The organism is Pelagibius litoralis (assembly GCF_011683915.1).
Lineage (GTDB): Bacteria > Pseudomonadota > Alphaproteobacteria > Kiloniellales > Kiloniellaceae > Pelagibius > Pelagibius litoralis.
Genome location: NZ_JAAQPH010000007.1, coordinates 161,565 through 177,511 on the forward strand (window position 1 = coordinate 161,565; position 15,947 = coordinate 177,511).

Sequence of the window (15,947 nt, forward strand, 5' to 3'; positions counted from 1 at the left end):
GGCGATGTCCGCGGCTTCTAAATCTGCACCCTGGCTTTCCCTCGTCGGCATCGGCGAAGACGGTCTGGCCGGTTTGACACCAACCGCCCGGCGGGTGGTCGACGATGCCGAGGTGCTGGTCGGCGGTGAGCGTCATCTGGCGATGGTACCGGAGGATGGGCGCGAACGCCTGGCCTGGCCCAGTCCGCTCGCTACCCTGTTGGACGAGATCGCCGCGCGGCGCGGCACTCGGGTCTGCGTCCTGGCGACCGGCGATCCGCTCTGGTACGGCATTGGTGTTTCTTTGTTACAGCGCATCCCCCGGGATGAGATGACGATTCTACCCGGCCTCTCGGCTTTCGCTTCGGCGGCGGCAAGGCTTGGCTGGCCGCTGGCCGAGGTTGAGACCCTCACGCTTCATGGCCGTCCCTTGGCACTGCTGCAATCCTATCTGCAGCCCGGCGCCAGACTGTTGATCCTCAGTGAGGGCGCGGAGACGCCGGGGGCGGTCGCCGCCCTGCTGCGCGAACGCGGTTACGGCGGGAGCCGGATGGTGGTGCTGGAACATATGGACGGCGCGGCGGAGCGCCGGATCGACGGTACCGCCGACGACTGGCGGGCCAACGATATTGCCGCCCTCAATACCCTGGCGATCGACTGTGTCGCCGGCCCGGATGCAGCCCTTCTGCCGCGGGTGCCGGGCCTGCCGGACGAGGCCTTTCGCCATGATGGGCAGATGACCAAGCGGGAAATGCGTGCGGTGACCCTGGCGGCTCTGGCGCCCTTGCCCGGTCAGTTGCTCTGGGACGTCGGCGCCGGCTGTGGTTCCGTCTCCGTCGAGTGGATGCGCGCCGCACCGCGCGGCCGGGCCATCGCCGTGGAACGCAAGGCTGAACGCCTGACCATGATCGCGGAAAACGCCGAGGCGCTGGGCACCCCGGCCCTGGAAATCGTCGACGGCGAAGCGCCCGCTGCGCTTGCCGGCCTTGAAGCGCCGGACGCAGTCTTCATCGGCGGCGGGGCTTCTGGCGAAGGCGTTATCGAGACCTGTTGGCAGGCGCTGAAAGAGGGCGGCCGTCTGGTCGCCAACGCGGTCACCCTGGAGGGCGAGCAGGCCTTGCTGGCCTGGCAGAAAGATCACGGCGGCGCGCTCAGCCGCCTGGCGGTATCCCGCGCCGAGCCGGTCGGGCCCTTCCAGGGCTGGCGGCCGATGATGCCGGTGACCCACTACAGTCACCGCAAGACTTTCGCCGGCAAGCCGTCATGACCGGCAAACTTTACGGCCTCGGTATCGGGCCCGGCGATCCGGAGCTGCTGACCCTGAAGGCGCTGCGGCTGCTGCAGGCCGTGCCGGTGGTGGCCTATCCGGCGCCGGAGGAGGGCGACAGCCTGGCCCGCGCCATCGTCGCGTCCCATCTGCCCGGCGGGCAGACCGAGATCGAGATCCGCATGCCGATGGTGGCGGCGCGTTTCCCGGCGCAGGAGGTTTATGACTGGGCCGCCGGCGAGATCGGCGGGCATCTGGAAGCGGATCGCGACGTTGCGGTTCTCTGCGAGGGCGACCCCTTCTTCTACGGCTCCTTCATGTACCTTTTCGGCCGGGTGGCAGAGCGCTTTCCGGTGGAGGTGGTGCCCGGCGTTTCCTCGCTGACCGCCTGCGCCGCCGTGCTGGGGGCGCCACTGGCTGCGCGCAACGACGTGCTGACCGTGATCCCGGCGACCTTGGAACGGCATGAACTGGCACAGTTGCTGCGCGACGCCGAGGCGGCAGCGATCATAAAGGTCGGTCGTCACCTGCAGAAGGTTCGCAAGGTGTTGGATCTGCTCGGTCTGCTGGACCGCGCCCGTTATGTGGAACGTGCCACCATGGGCGAGCAACGCATCCTGCCGCTGGACAGCCTGGAGGAGGCGGGGGCGCCCTACTTCTCGATGATCCTGGTTCATCGCCGGGGGGAGGCCTGGACATGAGTATGGGCGAATCAGCGGCAGCCCTTGTCGTGCTGACCCCGGGTGGGGCCGAGCTGGCCGCGCGCCTGAAGACCGCAGTCCCGACGGCTCTGGTCTACGGCCGCGCCGGTCGGGTGGCGTCGGCTGATGTCGTCTTCGAGGATTTCACCGCGACCCTGCAGGCGGCCTTTCTGGAAGGCCGCGCCATCATCGGGATCGCCGCCGCCGGCACGCTGATCCGTGCTCTGGCGCCGCTGCTGGCCGACAAGCGCGCGGAGCCGCCGGTGATCGCGGTGGCGGAGGATGGTTCCGCCGTCGTGCCCCTGCTCGGCGGGCACCGCGGCGCCAACGATCTGGCGAAACGCCTCGCCGGGATTCTGGAGATCGAAGCGGCAGTCACCACCGCGGGCGACCGGCGTTTCGGCGTGGCGTTGGATGCGCCGCCTGCCGGCTGGCGGCTCGGTAATCCGGAGAATTACAAGGGCTTCGCGGCGGCGCTGCTGTCCGGCGAGACGCTGAAGCTTCGCGGCGATGCGGATTGGTTGGCGCAAAGTAGCCTGCCCTTCAGCGAGAACGGCGGGCTTGCGGTCCAGGTGACCGAGACGCGGGGTGAGCCCGGCCCGCACTGCCTTGTCTATCATCCGGCGGTGCTGGCGCTGGGTGTCGGCTGCGAGCGGGATTGCGAAGCGGCGGAACTGGCGGGCCTGGTTGAGTCCACCCTGGCGGCGGCGGGCCTGTCGCACCTTGCGGTCGCCGGGGTCTTTTCCATCGACGTGAAGGCCGACGAGGCGGCGGTGCTGGATTTGGCCGCGCGCCTGGACGTGCCCGCCCGCTTTTTCGATGCAGTGACGCTGGAGGCGGAAGCCCCGCGTCTCGCCAATCCCTCCGATTTGGTGTTCCGCGAAGTCGGCTGTCACGGCGTGGCGGAGGGCGCGGCCCTGGCCGCCGCGGGGGCGGGCGCCAAGCTCGTCGTTGCCAAGACCAAGTCGCGCCGCGCCACCTGTGCCGTGGCTCTGGCACCGGGCGTGATCGATGTTCAAAACCTTGGTCGCGCGAGAGGCAGCCTCTGCGTCGTTGGCACCGGGCCCGGCGATCCGGTCTGGCGCACGCCGGAGGTGGAGGCCGCTGTCCTGCGGGCGAGCGACCTCGTCGGCTATGGCCTCTATCTCGATCTGCTGGGACCTTTGGCTTCGGGAAAAGCGCGTCATGGCTATGAACTGGGCGAGGAGGAACAGCGGGTGCGGGTCGCCCTCGACCTCGCCGCCGAGGGGAAGGACGTGGCGCTGGTCTGCTCCGGCGATCCCGGCATCTATGCCATGGCGACCCTGGTCTTCGAGTTGCTGGAGCGCGGCGAGGACACGTCCTGGCAGCGCATTGACATCAAGGTCATGCCCGGTGTCTCCGCCTTGCAGGCGGCGGCGGCACGTGCCGGTGCCCCGCTGGGCCATGACTTCTGCACCATATCCCTTTCCGATCTGCTGACGCCCTGGCCGGCGATCGAACAAAGGGTCGAGGCGGCGGCGGCGGGCGACTTCGTCATCGCCTTTTACAATCCGGTCTCCAAGCGCCGCACCCGGCAACTGGCGGCGGCGGTGGAAATCCTGAAACGGCATCGCCCGGCCGATACCCCGGTTATCCTGGCGCGCAACCTGGGCCGCGATGGGGAGACCCTGAAGCTTGTCGATCTGGCAGAGCTGACCCCGGACATGGTCGACATGCTGACGGTGGTGCTGGTCGGCTCCAGCGAGACGCGGCGCGTCGCGCGCAGCGGCGGCGGACATTGGGTCTACACGCCAAGAGGATATGCCGCCAAAGCCAAGAAGAAATCGGAGGATGCAGCGTGACGGTCTATTTCATCGGTGCCGGGCCGGGGGCGCCCGATCTCATCACCCTGAGGGGCCGCGACCTCATCGCGCGCTGCCCCGTAGTGCTTTACGCCGGCTCCCTTGTACCGACCGAGGTTGTGGCTTTTGCCGGGCCCGATGCCCTGGTGATGGACACCGCACCCATGACTCTGGACGAGATCCTTCACCAGATTGTCGAGGCCGATGCGGTGGGCCAGGACGTGGCGAGGGTGCACTCCGGCGATCCCTCGCTCTACGGCGCCATTGCCGAGCAGATCCGCCGTCTGCGCGAAGCCGAAATCGCTTTCGAAATCGTGCCCGGCGTGCCGGCCTACGCGGCGGCGGCGGCGGCGCTGGAAAGCGAACTCACACTGCCGGAGATCAGCCAGACCCTCATCCTCACCCGCACGGCCATGAAGGCCTCGGCCATGCCGGAAGGCGAGGATCTCGCGACCCTGGGAAAATCCAGCGCGACCCTGGCCATACACCTGTCGATCCGCAACCTGAAGCACATCGAAGCCGAACTGACGCCCTTTTACGGCGCCGATTGTCCGGTCGCCGTGGTCTACCGGGCTTCCTGGCCGGACCAGCAGATCATCCGCGGCACCCTGGCCGACATCCGCCAGAAGGTGCGCGCCGCCAAGATCACCCGCACGGCGCTGATCCTGGTCGGCCGGGTGCTCGGTTCCAACGACTTCAGCGACAGCCGCCTCTATGACCCCAGCCATGTCCATGTGCTGAGGCCCAAACGCAGCGCCTAGAGGTCAGTCGGCGCGGGCCGCTTTCAGGAACTCGGTTGCCGATTGATCGAGTGTCTTGATCTGTGCGGTCATGTCGTCGGCGGTCGTCTCGATAAGCTTGGCGGAATCCTGTGTCTGGTTCGCCGAATCGCTGACGCGGGAGACGTTTTCGGCGATCTCGGCCGCGCCGGCCGATGCCTGTCCGATGGAACTGGCGATCTCGCGGGTGACGGTGCTCTGCTCTTCGGCGGCCCCGGCAATCGAGTCGGCGATCTCGCTGATCGTGTCGACCGTGCTGGTAACCCGTTCGTTGGCGTCGTAGGTGCGCTGTGTCGTGTCGCGGATGTCGGTGACCTGGCGGCCGATCTCCTCGGTTGCCTTGGCCGTCTGTTGCGCCAGGGTCTTGACCTCGCTGGCGACAACAGCAAAGCCCTTGCCGGCCTCCCCGGCGCGGGCTGCCTCAATGGTGGCGTTCAGTGCCAGCAGGTTGGTTTTGTCGGCGATCTCGGTGATCAAATCCAGGACCTGACCAATCTGCTCGGTGGTTGTGACCAGGGCGCGCATCTGGTCGCGGGCGTTCTCGGCATCTCCGCGCGCTGAATGTGCGATCTTGGCCTGGCGTGCCACTTGCTGGGTGATCTCCTGAATCGCGGTGGAGAGTTGTTCGGCGGCGGTTGCGACGGACTTCACGTTTGCCGAGGCCTCGCCGGCTGCGGCGGCCATGGTCGTCGCTCTATGCGTGGTCTCGTCGGCGCAGGTCCTGAGGCCCTTTGACTGTTCGCCCAGGCTTGAGACCGCCTGCTCGACCGTTTCGATTGTCGTTTTCACCTGCGCTTCGAAGAAGTCGGAAAGCTTGGAGAAATGCTGTGTGCGGCCACCGATGTCGGCGATGGCGGTGTTGACGCGCCCGGCACTCGCCTGGAAATCGCCCGGCAGGCCGCGCAGCAGGATCTTGCGGTAGTACTTGCCGGCGGCGACATGCTGCATGGAGGCCCCCGCCTCGCGCACAAAGGCGTCGGTTACGTCGACCAGGTGGTTGATGGTGTTGCGCAGCGCCACAATGTCGTTGGCGGCGGCGGGCCGTTGAATCCGCAAATTGAAATCGCCGCCCCGGGCGATCTGCCGCGTGGTTTCCATGATCGCCGTTGTCGCGGTGCTTACACGGTGCTGGACCCAGGCCGACAGCGCGACGACCGCGAGAGCCAGAAGCTGCAGGGCGACGGCGGCGGCTTTCGCATCGCCCGCAGCCGTCTGCCAAACGATCGCAGCAGTGATCAACAGGGCGGCAAGGCCGGCGAGACGCTGGCCGTTAGACTGTGAAAATAAAGCGTTCATAGATCGTTCCCTGCGCCTGTAAGGTCCTCTGAAGAAAGTCCAGTGCGGCCGTCATGCCATCTTTCAACCGCGCCGCATTGCCTTCGGCCTGGCGCAGTTCCTGGTAGATCGGTTCGATCCGGGCGATCTGTTCGGGGTCCGGCTTGCGCCGGTTCGAATGGTAGCCCTGGATCTTTCCGTCCTTGTCGGGGCTCGGCGTGACATGGGCGAAGACCCAGTAGTGGTCGCCGTTCTTTGCCATGTTGATGACGTAGGCGAAAATCTCTTCGCCTTCTTGGATTTTCTCCCACAGCAACTTGAAGACACTGTGCGGCATGTCCGGATGGCGAATGAGGTTGTGCGGCTGGCCGATCACATCCTGTTCGGAATACCCGCTGACCCGCAGGAAGACATCGTTGACGTAAGTGATTCTGCCTTTCAGATCGGTTTTGGAGACGATGATTTCATCGATGCCGAAAGAAGCTTCCCGGCCTGTCGGGGTAACGATTGAGCGTGACATACTTACCAGAGCAAAAGGTGAATACGAACTGACTGGTAAGCGTTCTAATTTTATCGGATTAAAGAAAGATTGAGCCGCGGCGACTTGCCGCAGAAGTTTCCATCTCTACTGAATTGCTCAGTCCGATTTGATTACTGACGGTTGGCGAATCGATACCAGCGGCCTTGATGGTAAGCGTTACACTTTCTGCATGATCGACTCCGGATCAAGCCGGCACTGTCTGAACTGCGCCTCGTAACCGATGGACCGCGTGCCGCGATCCATCGATCCGGTGACTCCGTTCTAAAACCGGGAGATCACCAGGCCGGCGCTCACCAGAGCAACCGCGCCGACCCTGGGGATTGTGATTTCCTTGATCGGCAGGCCGAAAGCGCCATTGGCGTCAAGGAACAGCGCAGCCAGGAGCTGGCCCAGGATCAGGACGGCAAAAGTCGTCACGACGCCCAGCTTCGGTACGCTCCAGAGCACGGCCCAAACATAAAAGGCGCCGAAGATACCGCCGGTCCAGCACCACCAGGGTACCGCTTTGAGCGTTGCCAGCGACGGCAGCACCCCACGGCTGGCGGCCAGGGCCAGAAGCAGCAGAAAGCCGGTACCGAAGGAGATCATGGCGGCGATAACGCCGTCGCCGACACTGCGGCCGAGCGCGGCGTTGATCGGCGCTTGCACCGCCAAGGCCATGCCGCCGATGCCGACCAAGGCCAGCGCTGTCCAGAATGTTGCCGCCATATTCTTCCTTCTCCCGATCCTCTGCGCCTGCGGCGATGCAGGCCCATGACTTAAACGGACTATGGCCTAAAGCCGCGCGGCAATCCAACTCAGGGCGTCATCGACCGATGTGGCGGTTTCCGCTTTCCGGCAGACCGGCCGTTCGATCATCACGACCGGCAGGCCGAGTTCGCGGGCGACGGCGATCTTGGCATAGGTGGCTTCGCCGCCGCTGTTCTTGGCGACCAGCGCCTGAATACCGTGCAGCAGCAAAAGTGCGCGCTCGCCGTTTGCCTCGAAGGGCCCGCGGCCCAGCACGACTTCGTAATTCCTGAGGGGCAGGTCGCCGCGCGGCGCGTCGATCATGCGCACCAGGAACCAGATATCCGTGAGCGCTTCGAAGGCTTCCAGTTCCTGGCGGCCGACCGAAAGAAAAACCCGTCTTGCGCGTCCGGCCAAGGCCCGGGCAGCGGCCTTGGCATCGGCGACCGTGATCCAGTGATCGCCCGCCACCGCCTGCCAGGGCGGACGGCTGAGAACCAGGCGCGGCGTGCCGCTTCGACAGCATGCCGCCGCGGCGTTATCGGATATACGCTCTGCGAAGGGGTGGGTCGCATCGACCAGCAGGTCGATGTGCTCTTCTGCCAGGTAGCGGGTCAGGGCCTCGACGCCGCCGAAGCCGCCGATGCGCAATGAACCCGGGATGGCCAAGGGGTGTTCGGTACGCCCGGCCAGGGAGGTGATGACCTCGATGCCGTCGCGTTCCGCAAGCCGCTCCGCCAATTCCCGGGAATCGTTGGTACCGCCCAGCAACAGGATGCGGTGGGCCTCAGCCATCGGCAGCCTCCGCCGCGCGGCCGACCGCTTTGCCCTGGCGGTCGAAGATCAGCACCTCGACGGCGGTCTCGCCGCCCAGTACCGACAACGCGGTTGTCCGGGCAGCGGCTGCGACGGAGTCGGCCAGCGGCAGGCCGGCAGCGGTTGCGATATCCAGGACCTGCTTGGCGGTGTTGGCCCGGCGGCAGTCGTCCACCAGCTTGGGGGCGGCATCCAGGCCCTCCAGGGTATTTGCCAGAAGATCGAAATCGACCTGGCTGCGCCCGGAATGCAGGTCCAGGTGCCCGGCGGCCAGTTTGCAGAGCTTGCCGAAGCCGCCGCCGATGGTCAGGCGCGGCAGCGGGTGCTTGCGCAGATACTTCAAAAGGCCGCCGGCGAAATCGCCCATGTCCAACAAGGCGATTTCCGGCAGATCGTAGCGTTGCTGTACCGCCGCCTCTGAGGTGGAGCCGGTGCAGGCGGCGACATGGGGCAGCTTGTTGGCGCGGGCGACATCGATGCCGCGATGGATCGAGTGGATCCAGGCCGAGCAGGAAAACGGCACCACCACGCCGGTGGTGCCGAGGATCGAGAGCCCGCCGAGGATGCCGAGGCGCGGGTTCCAGGTTTTCTCCGCCAGCGCGGCCCCGTCCTCCACCGAGATCTCGACCTCCACGTCGCCCGTCGCACCATGGGCCGAGGCAACCTCGGCGATGACCGCCTGCATCATCTGACGCGGGACCGGGTTGATCGCCGGCTCCCCGACGGCCAGGGGCAGGCCCGGTTTGGTGACGGTCCCGACGCCCGTGCCGGCCTTGAAGACGACGCCCTGGCCGGGTGCGCCAAGTCGTATCGTCGCGCCGACCAGGGCCAGATGGGTCACGTCCGGGTCGTCGCCGGCGTCCTTGACGATGGCGGCGCTGGCGGCGCCGCCTTCCAGTTTCTCCCGCGCCAGGGCAAAGGCCGGTTGCTCGCCCTTCGGCAGGGTGATGGTCACCGGGTCGGGAAAACCGCCGGTCAGCAGCGCGGTATAGGCGGCCTTGGTCGCCGCCGTTGCGCAGGCGCCTGTGGTCCAGCCTCTCTTCAGTTCGCCCTCGGGCTTTCGTGTCATGTCGCTATTCTACAAATCCAGGCATTTCCCTGGCTAGGCTTGGCGGGCCGGGGCGTCTACACTCTTTTGCATGAATACCACGTTGAAGGCATTACCGGTGTTTCAGCCGGGCACGGTCTGGCTGGTGGGCGCCGGCCCCGGCGATCCCGGCCTGCTGACCCTGCACGCCGTCAACGCCCTGCAGCAGGCCGATGTACTGGTCTATGACGCCCTGGTGGGCGAGGCGGTGCTGGATCTCGCGCCGGCGGACTGCGAGCGCATCTATGCCGGCAAGCGCGGCGGGCGGCCCTCGCCGGTCCAGGCCGATATCTCCCAGCGTCTGGTGCGCCTGGCCAAGGAGGGCAAGCGGGTGCTGCGCCTGAAGGGCGGCGACCCCTTTGTTTTCGGCCGCGGCGGAGAGGAAGCCCTTTCCCTGGTTGCGGCGGGCGTGCCCTTCCGCATTGTGCCGGGTATTTCCGCGGGGATCGGCGGCCTTGCCTACGCCGGCATCCCGGTGACCCACCGCGATACCAACTCCGCCGTGACCTTCCTGACCGGCCACGGGGTCGGCGGTGAGGTGCCCGACGGCATTGACTGGGCCGCGCTCGCCAAGGGGTCGCCGGTCATCGTGCTCTACATGGCATTGAAGCACATCGCGGCCATTGCCGGCGCCTTGATCGAACACGGGCGTTCCCCGTCGGAACCGGTGGCGGTGGTCAGCCAGGCGACGCTGCCGGCGCAGACCATTCTGGAGACTTGTCTGGCGCGCTGTGCCGAAGAGGTCACGGCGGCGGGGATCGAACCGCCCTGTATCGTGGTGATCGGCGAGGTGGTGCGCCTGCGCGCCGGTCTCGACTGGCAGGGCGCTGCCGAAGGCCGCGAACTGGATGACGATCCCCTGGGGCTGCGCCACCGGCGCGAAACGGGATGACCGGCAGCGCGGCTGGGGGCGGCCCGGCTGGGCCCGGCCCGGCCGGGCTGCTGATCGCCGCCCCCGCATCGGGCAGCGGCAAGACCACGGTCACCCTTGCCCTGCTGCGCTATCTGCGCCGGCTTGGGCATAGGGTTTCCGCCATAAAGGTCGGCCCGGACTACATCGATCCCGGCTTTCATGCGGCCGCTTCCGGGCGTGCCTGCCTCAATCTCGATTCCTGGGCAATGCGGGAGCAGACCCTGGCGGCCGCCCTCGGCCAGGCCGGCAGGGATGCGGAACTGATCGTTGGCGAGGGGGTCATGGGCCTGTTCGACGGCGCCGCCGTGACCGACGGCCACGGCCTGGCCGCCGGCTCCACCGCCTCTCTCGCGGCGATGACCGCCTGGCCCGTGATCCTGGTGGTGGATTGCAAAGGCATGGCGGCCTCGGTGGCTGCTTTGGTGCGTGGCTTCGCGGCGTTTCATGAGAAGGTCGCACTCGGCGGGGTGATCCTGAATTCGGTCGCGTCGGAGCGTCATGAGTGCCTGCTGCGCGCCGCCTGTCATGAGGCCGGTGTTCCGGTCCTCGGCGCCCTGCGCCGGATGCCGGAACTGGAAAGGCCGTCACGACATCTGGGCCTTGTCCAGGCAGGGGAGGACCCGGCCCTGGAGCGGTTTCTCGAAACGGCGGCCTCTGCTCTCGGTGGGCAGATCGACGTGCCCGCGCTGCTCGCAGCCGCCCGTCCCTTCACAGTGGCTGCCTCAGATGCCGCGCCGTCGACCCTGGCTTGCCCACTGGCGCCTTTGGGCCAACGCATTGCGGTGGCGCGCGATGTCGCCTTTGCGTTCTGTTACCCACTGGTTCTGGCGGCTTGGCGGGACGCCGGCGCCGAGGTTTCCTTTTTTTCGCCGCTCGCTGACGAAGGCCCCGACCCGGCGGCCGACGCGGTCTACCTGCCGGGCGGCTATCCGGAACTGCATGCCGTGGCCCTGGCGGCCAACCGAGGCTTCCGCGCAGGCATGCAGGCGGCCGTGGCCCGCAATGCGGTGGTATACGGCGAGTGCGGCGGTTACATGGTCCTCGGCAGCGGACTGGAGGATTCAGCCGGCCAGACCCATGAAATGCTCGGCCTGCTGCCCTTGGAAAGCTCGCTTATGAATGCCCGGCGAAGCCTGGGCTACCGCCGCGCGGAGATTCGGGCGGACGGACCTTTGGGGCGGGCGGGAACGGCCTACCGCGCCCATGAGTTTCACTACGCGATGGCGCAGGCAGCCGGCGGCGATCCGCTCTTTCAGGTTGCGCCCGCCTCCGGGCAGACCAACGGGGCGGCGGGACAACGCCAGGGTTGTGTCATGGGATCGTTTTTGCATCTCATCGACCGGGAAGGTCGGCAATAGAAACTGCGTGTGGTTGCGAAGAATAACGCCTAAGGTTGTATTCGTCACAGAATTGACTTTGGATTGCCCTTGCGAAAGACGCTGTAGTCTCGCGACTTTCATATGATCGCCTGGCATGCCTATAAGGGGCGACTCATAAGCGAATCATTCGATTTTACTTTACTATTTGATTAGATTACCAAGGGGGGCGGCGTTGTTGACCGGTGGGTGAAACCCTCGGTTTGTCTGAGGCGTTTCAGTGCCGATCGTCCAAGGCCGCTAAAGATTGAAACAAGAATCTGTGGGGTTCGGCCTGAGACGCTGGCCGGGCCGTCTACCACAGCAGGAAATCCGGGGAGCGTTAGATGGAAGATTCAGTAGCGGGTATTTGGGGCATGGTGGTCGGACTGGTCACCTCTTACGGGCTGAGCGTCGTCGGCGCCATCGTCATTCTGATTGTCGGCTTCATGATTGCCGGCTGGGTGAAGGCGACGGTCAGCAAGGCGTTGAGCAAGATCGAGAAGGTCGATGAGACCCTCAGGGCCTTCTTTGCCAGCCTTGCCTACTATGCGGTGGTCATTTTCACCATTGTTGCCGTTCTGGCGCAGTTCGGCATTGAGACCACCAGCTTTATCGCCGTACTGGGTGCCGCCGGCCTGGCCATCGGTCTGGCGCTGCAGGGAACGCTCAGCAATGTCGCCGCCGGTGTTATGCTGCTGCTCTTCCGGCCCTTCAAGATCGGCGACTACATCGAAGGCGGCGGCTTGGCCGGCACGGTGAAGAGCATCACCCTCTTCATCACTGAGCTGGCGACGCCCGACAACGTTCAGATCATTGCCCCCAATTCGCAGCTTTGGGGATCGGCGATCAAGAACTACAGCTTCCATGCGACGCGCCGCGTCGATCTGGTGATCGGCATCGCCTACGAGGACGACATCGACCGCGCCCTTGCCGCCTGTGTGGATGAGAGCAAGAAGGACTCCAGGGTTCTGGCCGACCCGGCGCCGATGGCTGCCGTGACCGACCTGGGCGACAGCTCGGTGAACTTCACGGTTCGGCTCTGGTGCAATGCGGCCGACTACTGGGGTCTCAAGTTCGACATGACCAAGAACCTGAAGAATCGGATGGATAGTGAAAATATCTCAATTCCCTACCCGCAACGCATGGTCCATACGGCCGGCAGCGCGGCGGCGGAGTAACAAGACGCGCGACAGGCGCGATCCAGCAAAGGCCGGGGTGCGGGCTCTCGCCCTCACGCTGGCCTTTTTTGCCCTTTCTTTGGGCGCCTCATTTTCGCCCGACCCGGCGCTTGCCCAGGGCAGTCTTTTCGACAAGGCAAAGGACCTGTTGAAATCGGGCGATGGTGAGACCGCCGGCGGGCTTTCATCGACAAGCCTCAGTTCGGCGGAGATCGGCGACGGCCTTCGTGAGGCCCTGAAAGTCGGCACCGAGCGCGTGGTCGGTCTACTCGGCCAGACCGACGGCTTCAACGCGGATCCCGACATTCATATTCCCTTGCCCGACTCCCTGCAGAAGGTGCAGAAAGCACTTCAGACCGTCGGCATGTCCGATCTGGCGGATGATCTGGAGCTGCGGCTCAACCGCGCGGCGGAAGAAGCGACGCCTCAGGCCAAGCAGATTTTCTGGGACGCGATTTCAGAGATGTCGGTGGAAGATGCGGAGGGCATCTTGAACGGCCCGGAAGATGCGGCGACCCGTTACTTCCAGGACAAGATGACGCCGCCGCTTTCCGACGCCATGCGCCCGGTCGTGGACAACAGTCTTGCAGAGGTCGGCGCCATTGCCGCCTACGACAATATGATGGGGGAGTATCGTGCGCTGCCCTTGGTGCCCGATGCCAAGGCGGATCTGACCGACTATGCCTTGGAGCAGGCACTCGACGGTCTTTTCACCTATGTCGCCCGTGAAGAAGCGGCGATTCGCAGTGATCCGGCCAAGCGTACGACGGAAATTCTGCAAAAGGTATTTGGGGAATAACGGCGCCTGCCGACAGTGAGCGGCGCTTTGTTTGGAGGGTTTAAGTAGCATGAAGAAGCTTTTTATTGGCCTTGGCGTGATTGTGGTCCTGCTGATTGCGGCCGTGATCATCGTTCCCCAGCTTGTGCCGCTGGAAAGCTATAAGGGTGAGATCCAGGCGCGGGCAAAAGAGGCGACCGGGCGCGATCTGCGCATCGACGGCCCGATCTCGCTGTCCCTGTTTCCCGCCATCGCGATTTCCGTCGAGGATGTCGGATTCTCGAATGCGCCGGGCGCGACGACGCCGGAGATGGCCACCATCGAACGCCTCGATGTTGCGCTGCAGATTCTGCCGCTGATCAGCGGCGAGGTGGTGGTCGATCGCTTCATCCTGGAGCGGCCGGTGATCAACCTTGAGGTCGATGCCGAGGGCAAGGCCAACTGGGATATCCAGACCGGCAGCGCGGCGCCGGCCGCCGATGGTGGCGGATCGGCCGCGGGTAGCGGCGATAGCGGTTCGGCGGTGAGCGAAATCAGCCTCGGCGAGGTGCGTCTGGTGGACGGCACCCTTTCCTACATCGACCGCAAGGGCGGCCAGGAAGAGACCGTCAGCGAGATCAACATGGAGCTTTCGCTGCCCAGCCTGTCGGAACCCTTTGCCGCCGAAGGCTCGGCGGTCTGGAAGGGCGAAACCATTGCCCTTACGGTTGACGCGGAGAGCCCGCAGAACCTGATGTCCGGCGAGGCCAGCAATCTGGCCATGAAAGTCGAAGCGGCGCCGGTTACCTTTTCCTTCGACGGTGCGGCGCGCAATGCCGATGATCTGGGCCTGCAGGGGCAGCTTGCCCTGGCCATTCCCTCGATCCGCAACCTGGCGGCCTGGACCGGCAATCCCCTGGACTTCCCCGGCGAAGGCCTTGGCCCCTTCAACCTTGAAGGCGTGCTGGAAATGATGGGGGCGAAAGTCGCGCTCACCGACGCCAAGCTCTCGATCGACGAGATCGCCGCCGACGGCCTGTTTTCCGTCGATGCGCGGGGCGCCAAGCCGATGATCAAAGCCGAGCTGAATGTCGATCAACTGAACCTCAATCCCTATCTGCCGCCCGAGAGCGAGGACGGTACGCCAAGCGCGGGCGGTTCCGACGGTGCTGCCGGATCGGGCGGCGACGCCGGCCAGGGCGGCTGGAGCGACGAACCGATTGACGTCAGCGCCCTGGGCGCCCTCGATGCCGACCTGGCCTTCAACGCCGGGGGTATCCAGTTCAAGGAAGTGAAGATCGGCAAGAGCAGCCTCGCGGTTCTTCTGCAGGACAGCAAGCTGACGGCGGATCTCGCGGAAATGCAGCTCTATGACGGGGCTGGCAAGGGTAAGATCGTGGTCGACGGCGCCAGCGGCAAGCCGGTGGTGGCTGCCGATTTCGACCTCGCCAATTTCCAGGCTGGACCTTTCCTCAGCGATCTGGCGGACTTCGACCGCATCCTGGGGACGACGGAAACCCAGCTGTCGGTAACGGCTGCCGGCGGCTCCCAAAAAGAACTGGTTTCCAGTTTGAAGGGTAATGGCGCTGTGGTCTTCAAGGACGGTGCCGTGAAGGGGATCAATCTGGCGGCCATGATGCGCAACATCTCCGCTGCGGCCATCGAGCAGTCCTTCAGCGACGCCGAACAGACCGACTTTGCCGAACTGTCGGGCACCTTCCAGATCGACAAGGGCATTGTCTCCAACAAGGACCTCTCTCTTGTTGCGCCGCTTGTCCGCATGACCGGTGAGGGGACCATTCCCCTGCCGCCCAAGACCATCGACTATCAGGTGAAGCCGAAGCTGGTGAGCTCGCTGGAAGGACAGGGCGGCCAGTCCGACCTGTCCGGTATCGCCGTGCCTATCAAGGTGACCGGACCCTGGAACGATATCTCCTACAAACCGGACTTGGAGGGCGCCTTAAAGGACCAGATCAAGGACCCCGGTGCCTTGTTGGAGAAGGTGCCTGAGGGCGGCGCCAAGGACCTGCTCGACAAGCTGGCGCCCAAGTCCGAAGGAGAGGGCGGCTCGACATCACCGCTTGATCTGAAGAAGGGTCTCTTCGGCAATTGATCGGCGGGATCGCAAGGCTTGGCAAGCAGGCAACCGTGCGGCTGCGCGGCGCGACATTGGCCGTCGTTCCGCTCCTGCTTGTCTTCCTTGCGGGCTGCGCTTCGACCGCGCCGATCCCGCCGCAGGTACGGATCACCGATCTGCGCCTGCTCGACAGCGGCGTTTTCGAGCAGCGTTTCCAGATCGACATCAGGATCGGCAATCCCAACGACTTCGCCCTGCCGTTGGATGGCCTGACCTTCGATCTCGACGTCAACGGGGCGAACTTCGCCAGGGGCTTTTCCAACGAGACCGTGACGGTGCCGCGCCTTGGCGAGGCTGGGCTTTCCGTCATTGCCTCGACCACCTTTGTCGATCTGGTGCAGCAGATGTTGCTGTTGGCCGAGCGCGGCGATCTGACCTACCGGGTGCATGGCATTGCCTATCTGGACAGCCTGGCCCGGCGCCAGGCGCCCTATGAATCGATCGGCACCTTCCGGCTGTCGCGTGAGCAGCAGATCCGCGCCGAACAGCGCTAGCTAGTCGCTATCTGCCGGTTTCGACTGCAGGCTTCCGATCTTTGGAACGGCAGGCTAAACTAGGGCCCAGGAATTCCTGGGCCATGGTGGGGGCGCCCTCGACTCCCAAACAA

Annotated in this window: 15 protein-coding genes; 10 read left to right on the forward strand and 5 right to left on the reverse strand. The window is 65.2% G+C overall.

What is annotated here, in order from left to right:
- The first annotated feature begins 4 nt into the window (after positions 1–4).
- From cbiE to cobM, 4 genes are read left to right on the forward strand one after another with little or no spacing between them, the layout of a single operon-like run.
- Positions 5–1,246 carry a precorrin-6y C5,15-methyltransferase (decarboxylating) subunit CbiE gene (cbiE, locus tag HBA54_RS11210; RefSeq protein WP_167224448.1) on the forward strand — a complete coding sequence of 414 codons (1,242 nt, stop codon included), beginning with the start codon at positions 5–7 and terminating at the stop codon, positions 1,244–1,246.
- Positions 1,243–1,947: a precorrin-2 C(20)-methyltransferase gene (locus HBA54_RS11215; protein WP_167224450.1), complete on the forward strand. Its 705-nt coding sequence runs from the start codon at positions 1,243–1,245 to the stop codon at positions 1,945–1,947. Before cbiE ends, HBA54_RS11215 begins: the two co-directional genes overlap by 4 nt.
- Positions 1,944–3,770, forward strand: coding sequence for a precorrin-3B C(17)-methyltransferase (gene cobJ, locus HBA54_RS11220; protein ID WP_167224452.1), 1,827 nt, complete (start codon positions 1,944–1,946; stop codon positions 3,768–3,770). The genes HBA54_RS11215 and cobJ overlap by 4 nt, the downstream gene beginning before the upstream one ends.
- Positions 3,767–4,531, forward strand: coding sequence for a precorrin-4 C(11)-methyltransferase (cobM, locus tag HBA54_RS11225; protein ID WP_167224454.1), 765 nt, complete (start codon positions 3,767–3,769; stop codon positions 4,529–4,531). Before cobJ ends, cobM begins: the two co-directional genes overlap by 4 nt.
- A gap of 3 nt (positions 4,532–4,534) precedes the next feature.
- Here the strand turns inward: cobM and HBA54_RS11230 are convergent, their stop codons facing one another.
- The 5 genes from HBA54_RS11230 to HBA54_RS11250 form a co-directional block, all read right to left on the reverse strand.
- On the reverse strand, positions 4,535–5,845 hold the full coding sequence (locus HBA54_RS11230) for a methyl-accepting chemotaxis protein (protein ID WP_167224456.1): 1,311 nt from the start codon (positions 5,843–5,845) through the stop codon (positions 4,535–4,537).
- A complete protein-coding gene (locus HBA54_RS11235; RefSeq protein WP_167224458.1) occupies positions 5,820–6,344 on the reverse strand; it encodes a PAS domain-containing protein in 525 nt (174 codons plus the stop codon). Before HBA54_RS11235 ends, HBA54_RS11230 begins: the two co-directional genes overlap by 26 nt.
- A 282-nt stretch (positions 6,345–6,626) precedes the next feature.
- A complete protein-coding gene (locus tag HBA54_RS11240; RefSeq protein ID WP_167224460.1) occupies positions 6,627–7,073 on the reverse strand; it encodes a DMT family transporter in 447 nt (148 codons plus the stop codon).
- A 66-nt stretch (positions 7,074–7,139) separates the two neighbouring features.
- Entirely contained in the window at positions 7,140–7,889 is a 750-nt protein-coding gene (locus HBA54_RS11245; protein WP_167224462.1) for a cobalt-precorrin-6A reductase, read from the reverse strand.
- Entirely contained in the window at positions 7,882–8,979 is a 1,098-nt protein-coding gene (locus HBA54_RS11250; RefSeq protein ID WP_167224464.1) for a cobalt-precorrin-5B (C(1))-methyltransferase, read from the reverse strand. The genes HBA54_RS11245 and HBA54_RS11250 overlap by 8 nt, the downstream gene beginning before the upstream one ends.
- 82 nt (positions 8,980–9,061) lie before the next feature.
- Here HBA54_RS11250 and cobA point away from each other — a divergent pair, with 82 nt between their 5' ends.
- From cobA to HBA54_RS11280, 6 genes are all read left to right on the forward strand, one after another.
- Positions 9,062–9,889, forward strand: a complete 828-nt coding sequence (cobA, locus tag HBA54_RS11255) for a uroporphyrinogen-III C-methyltransferase (RefSeq protein ID WP_240932619.1) — start codon at positions 9,062–9,064, stop codon at positions 9,887–9,889.
- A complete protein-coding gene (locus HBA54_RS11260; RefSeq protein WP_167224469.1) occupies positions 9,886–11,268 on the forward strand; it encodes a cobyrinic acid a,c-diamide synthase CobB in 1,383 nt (460 codons plus the stop codon). The genes cobA and HBA54_RS11260 overlap by 4 nt, the downstream gene beginning before the upstream one ends.
- Before the next feature lie 344 nt (positions 11,269–11,612).
- Positions 11,613–12,446, forward strand: coding sequence for a mechanosensitive ion channel family protein (locus HBA54_RS11265; RefSeq protein ID WP_167224471.1), 834 nt, complete (start codon positions 11,613–11,615; stop codon positions 12,444–12,446).
- A 37-nt stretch (positions 12,447–12,483) separates the two neighbouring features.
- Positions 12,484–13,245 (forward strand): DUF4197 domain-containing protein, encoded by a 762-nt coding sequence (locus HBA54_RS11270; protein ID WP_322096022.1) that lies wholly within the window; start codon positions 12,484–12,486, stop codon positions 13,243–13,245.
- Between the two features lie 49 nt (positions 13,246–13,294).
- A complete protein-coding gene (locus HBA54_RS11275; protein WP_167224473.1) occupies positions 13,295–15,316 on the forward strand; it encodes an AsmA family protein in 2,022 nt (673 codons plus the stop codon).
- Complete coding sequence (locus HBA54_RS11280) at positions 15,313–15,834, forward strand: LEA/WHy family protein (RefSeq protein WP_167224475.1); 522 nt, start codon at positions 15,313–15,315, stop codon at positions 15,832–15,834. The genes HBA54_RS11275 and HBA54_RS11280 overlap by 4 nt, the downstream gene beginning before the upstream one ends.
- The last annotated feature ends 113 nt before the right edge of the window (positions 15,835–15,947 follow it).

Coding starts and splice junctions, on each gene's coding strand:
- cobJ (WP_167224452.1), top strand. CDS start 1,944: ATGAGTATGGGCGAATCAGCGGCAGCCCTTGTCGTGCTGACCCCGGGT.
- HBA54_RS11275 (WP_167224473.1), top strand. CDS start 13,295: ATGAAGAAGCTTTTTATTGGCCTTGGCGTGATTGTGGTCCTGCTGATT.
- HBA54_RS11215 (WP_167224450.1), top strand. CDS start 1,243: ATGACCGGCAAACTTTACGGCCTCGGTATCGGGCCCGGCGATCCGGAG.
- HBA54_RS11250 (WP_167224464.1), bottom strand. CDS start 8,979: ATGACACGAAAGCCCGAGGGCGAACTGAAGAGAGGCTGGACCACAGGC.
- HBA54_RS11230 (WP_167224456.1), bottom strand. CDS start 5,845: ATGAACGCTTTATTTTCACAGTCTAACGGCCAGCGTCTCGCCGGCCTT.
- HBA54_RS11265 (WP_167224471.1), top strand. CDS start 11,613: ATGGAAGATTCAGTAGCGGGTATTTGGGGCATGGTGGTCGGACTGGTC.
- HBA54_RS11240 (WP_167224460.1), bottom strand. CDS start 7,073: ATGGCGGCAACATTCTGGACAGCGCTGGCCTTGGTCGGCATCGGCGGC.
- cbiE (WP_167224448.1), top strand. CDS start 5: ATGTCCGCGGCTTCTAAATCTGCACCCTGGCTTTCCCTCGTCGGCATC.
- HBA54_RS11260 (WP_167224469.1), top strand. CDS start 9,886: ATGACCGGCAGCGCGGCTGGGGGCGGCCCGGCTGGGCCCGGCCCGGCC.
- HBA54_RS11235 (WP_167224458.1), bottom strand. CDS start 6,344: ATGTCACGCTCAATCGTTACCCCGACAGGCCGGGAAGCTTCTTTCGGC.
- HBA54_RS11245 (WP_167224462.1), bottom strand. CDS start 7,889: ATGGCTGAGGCCCACCGCATCCTGTTGCTGGGCGGTACCAACGATTCC.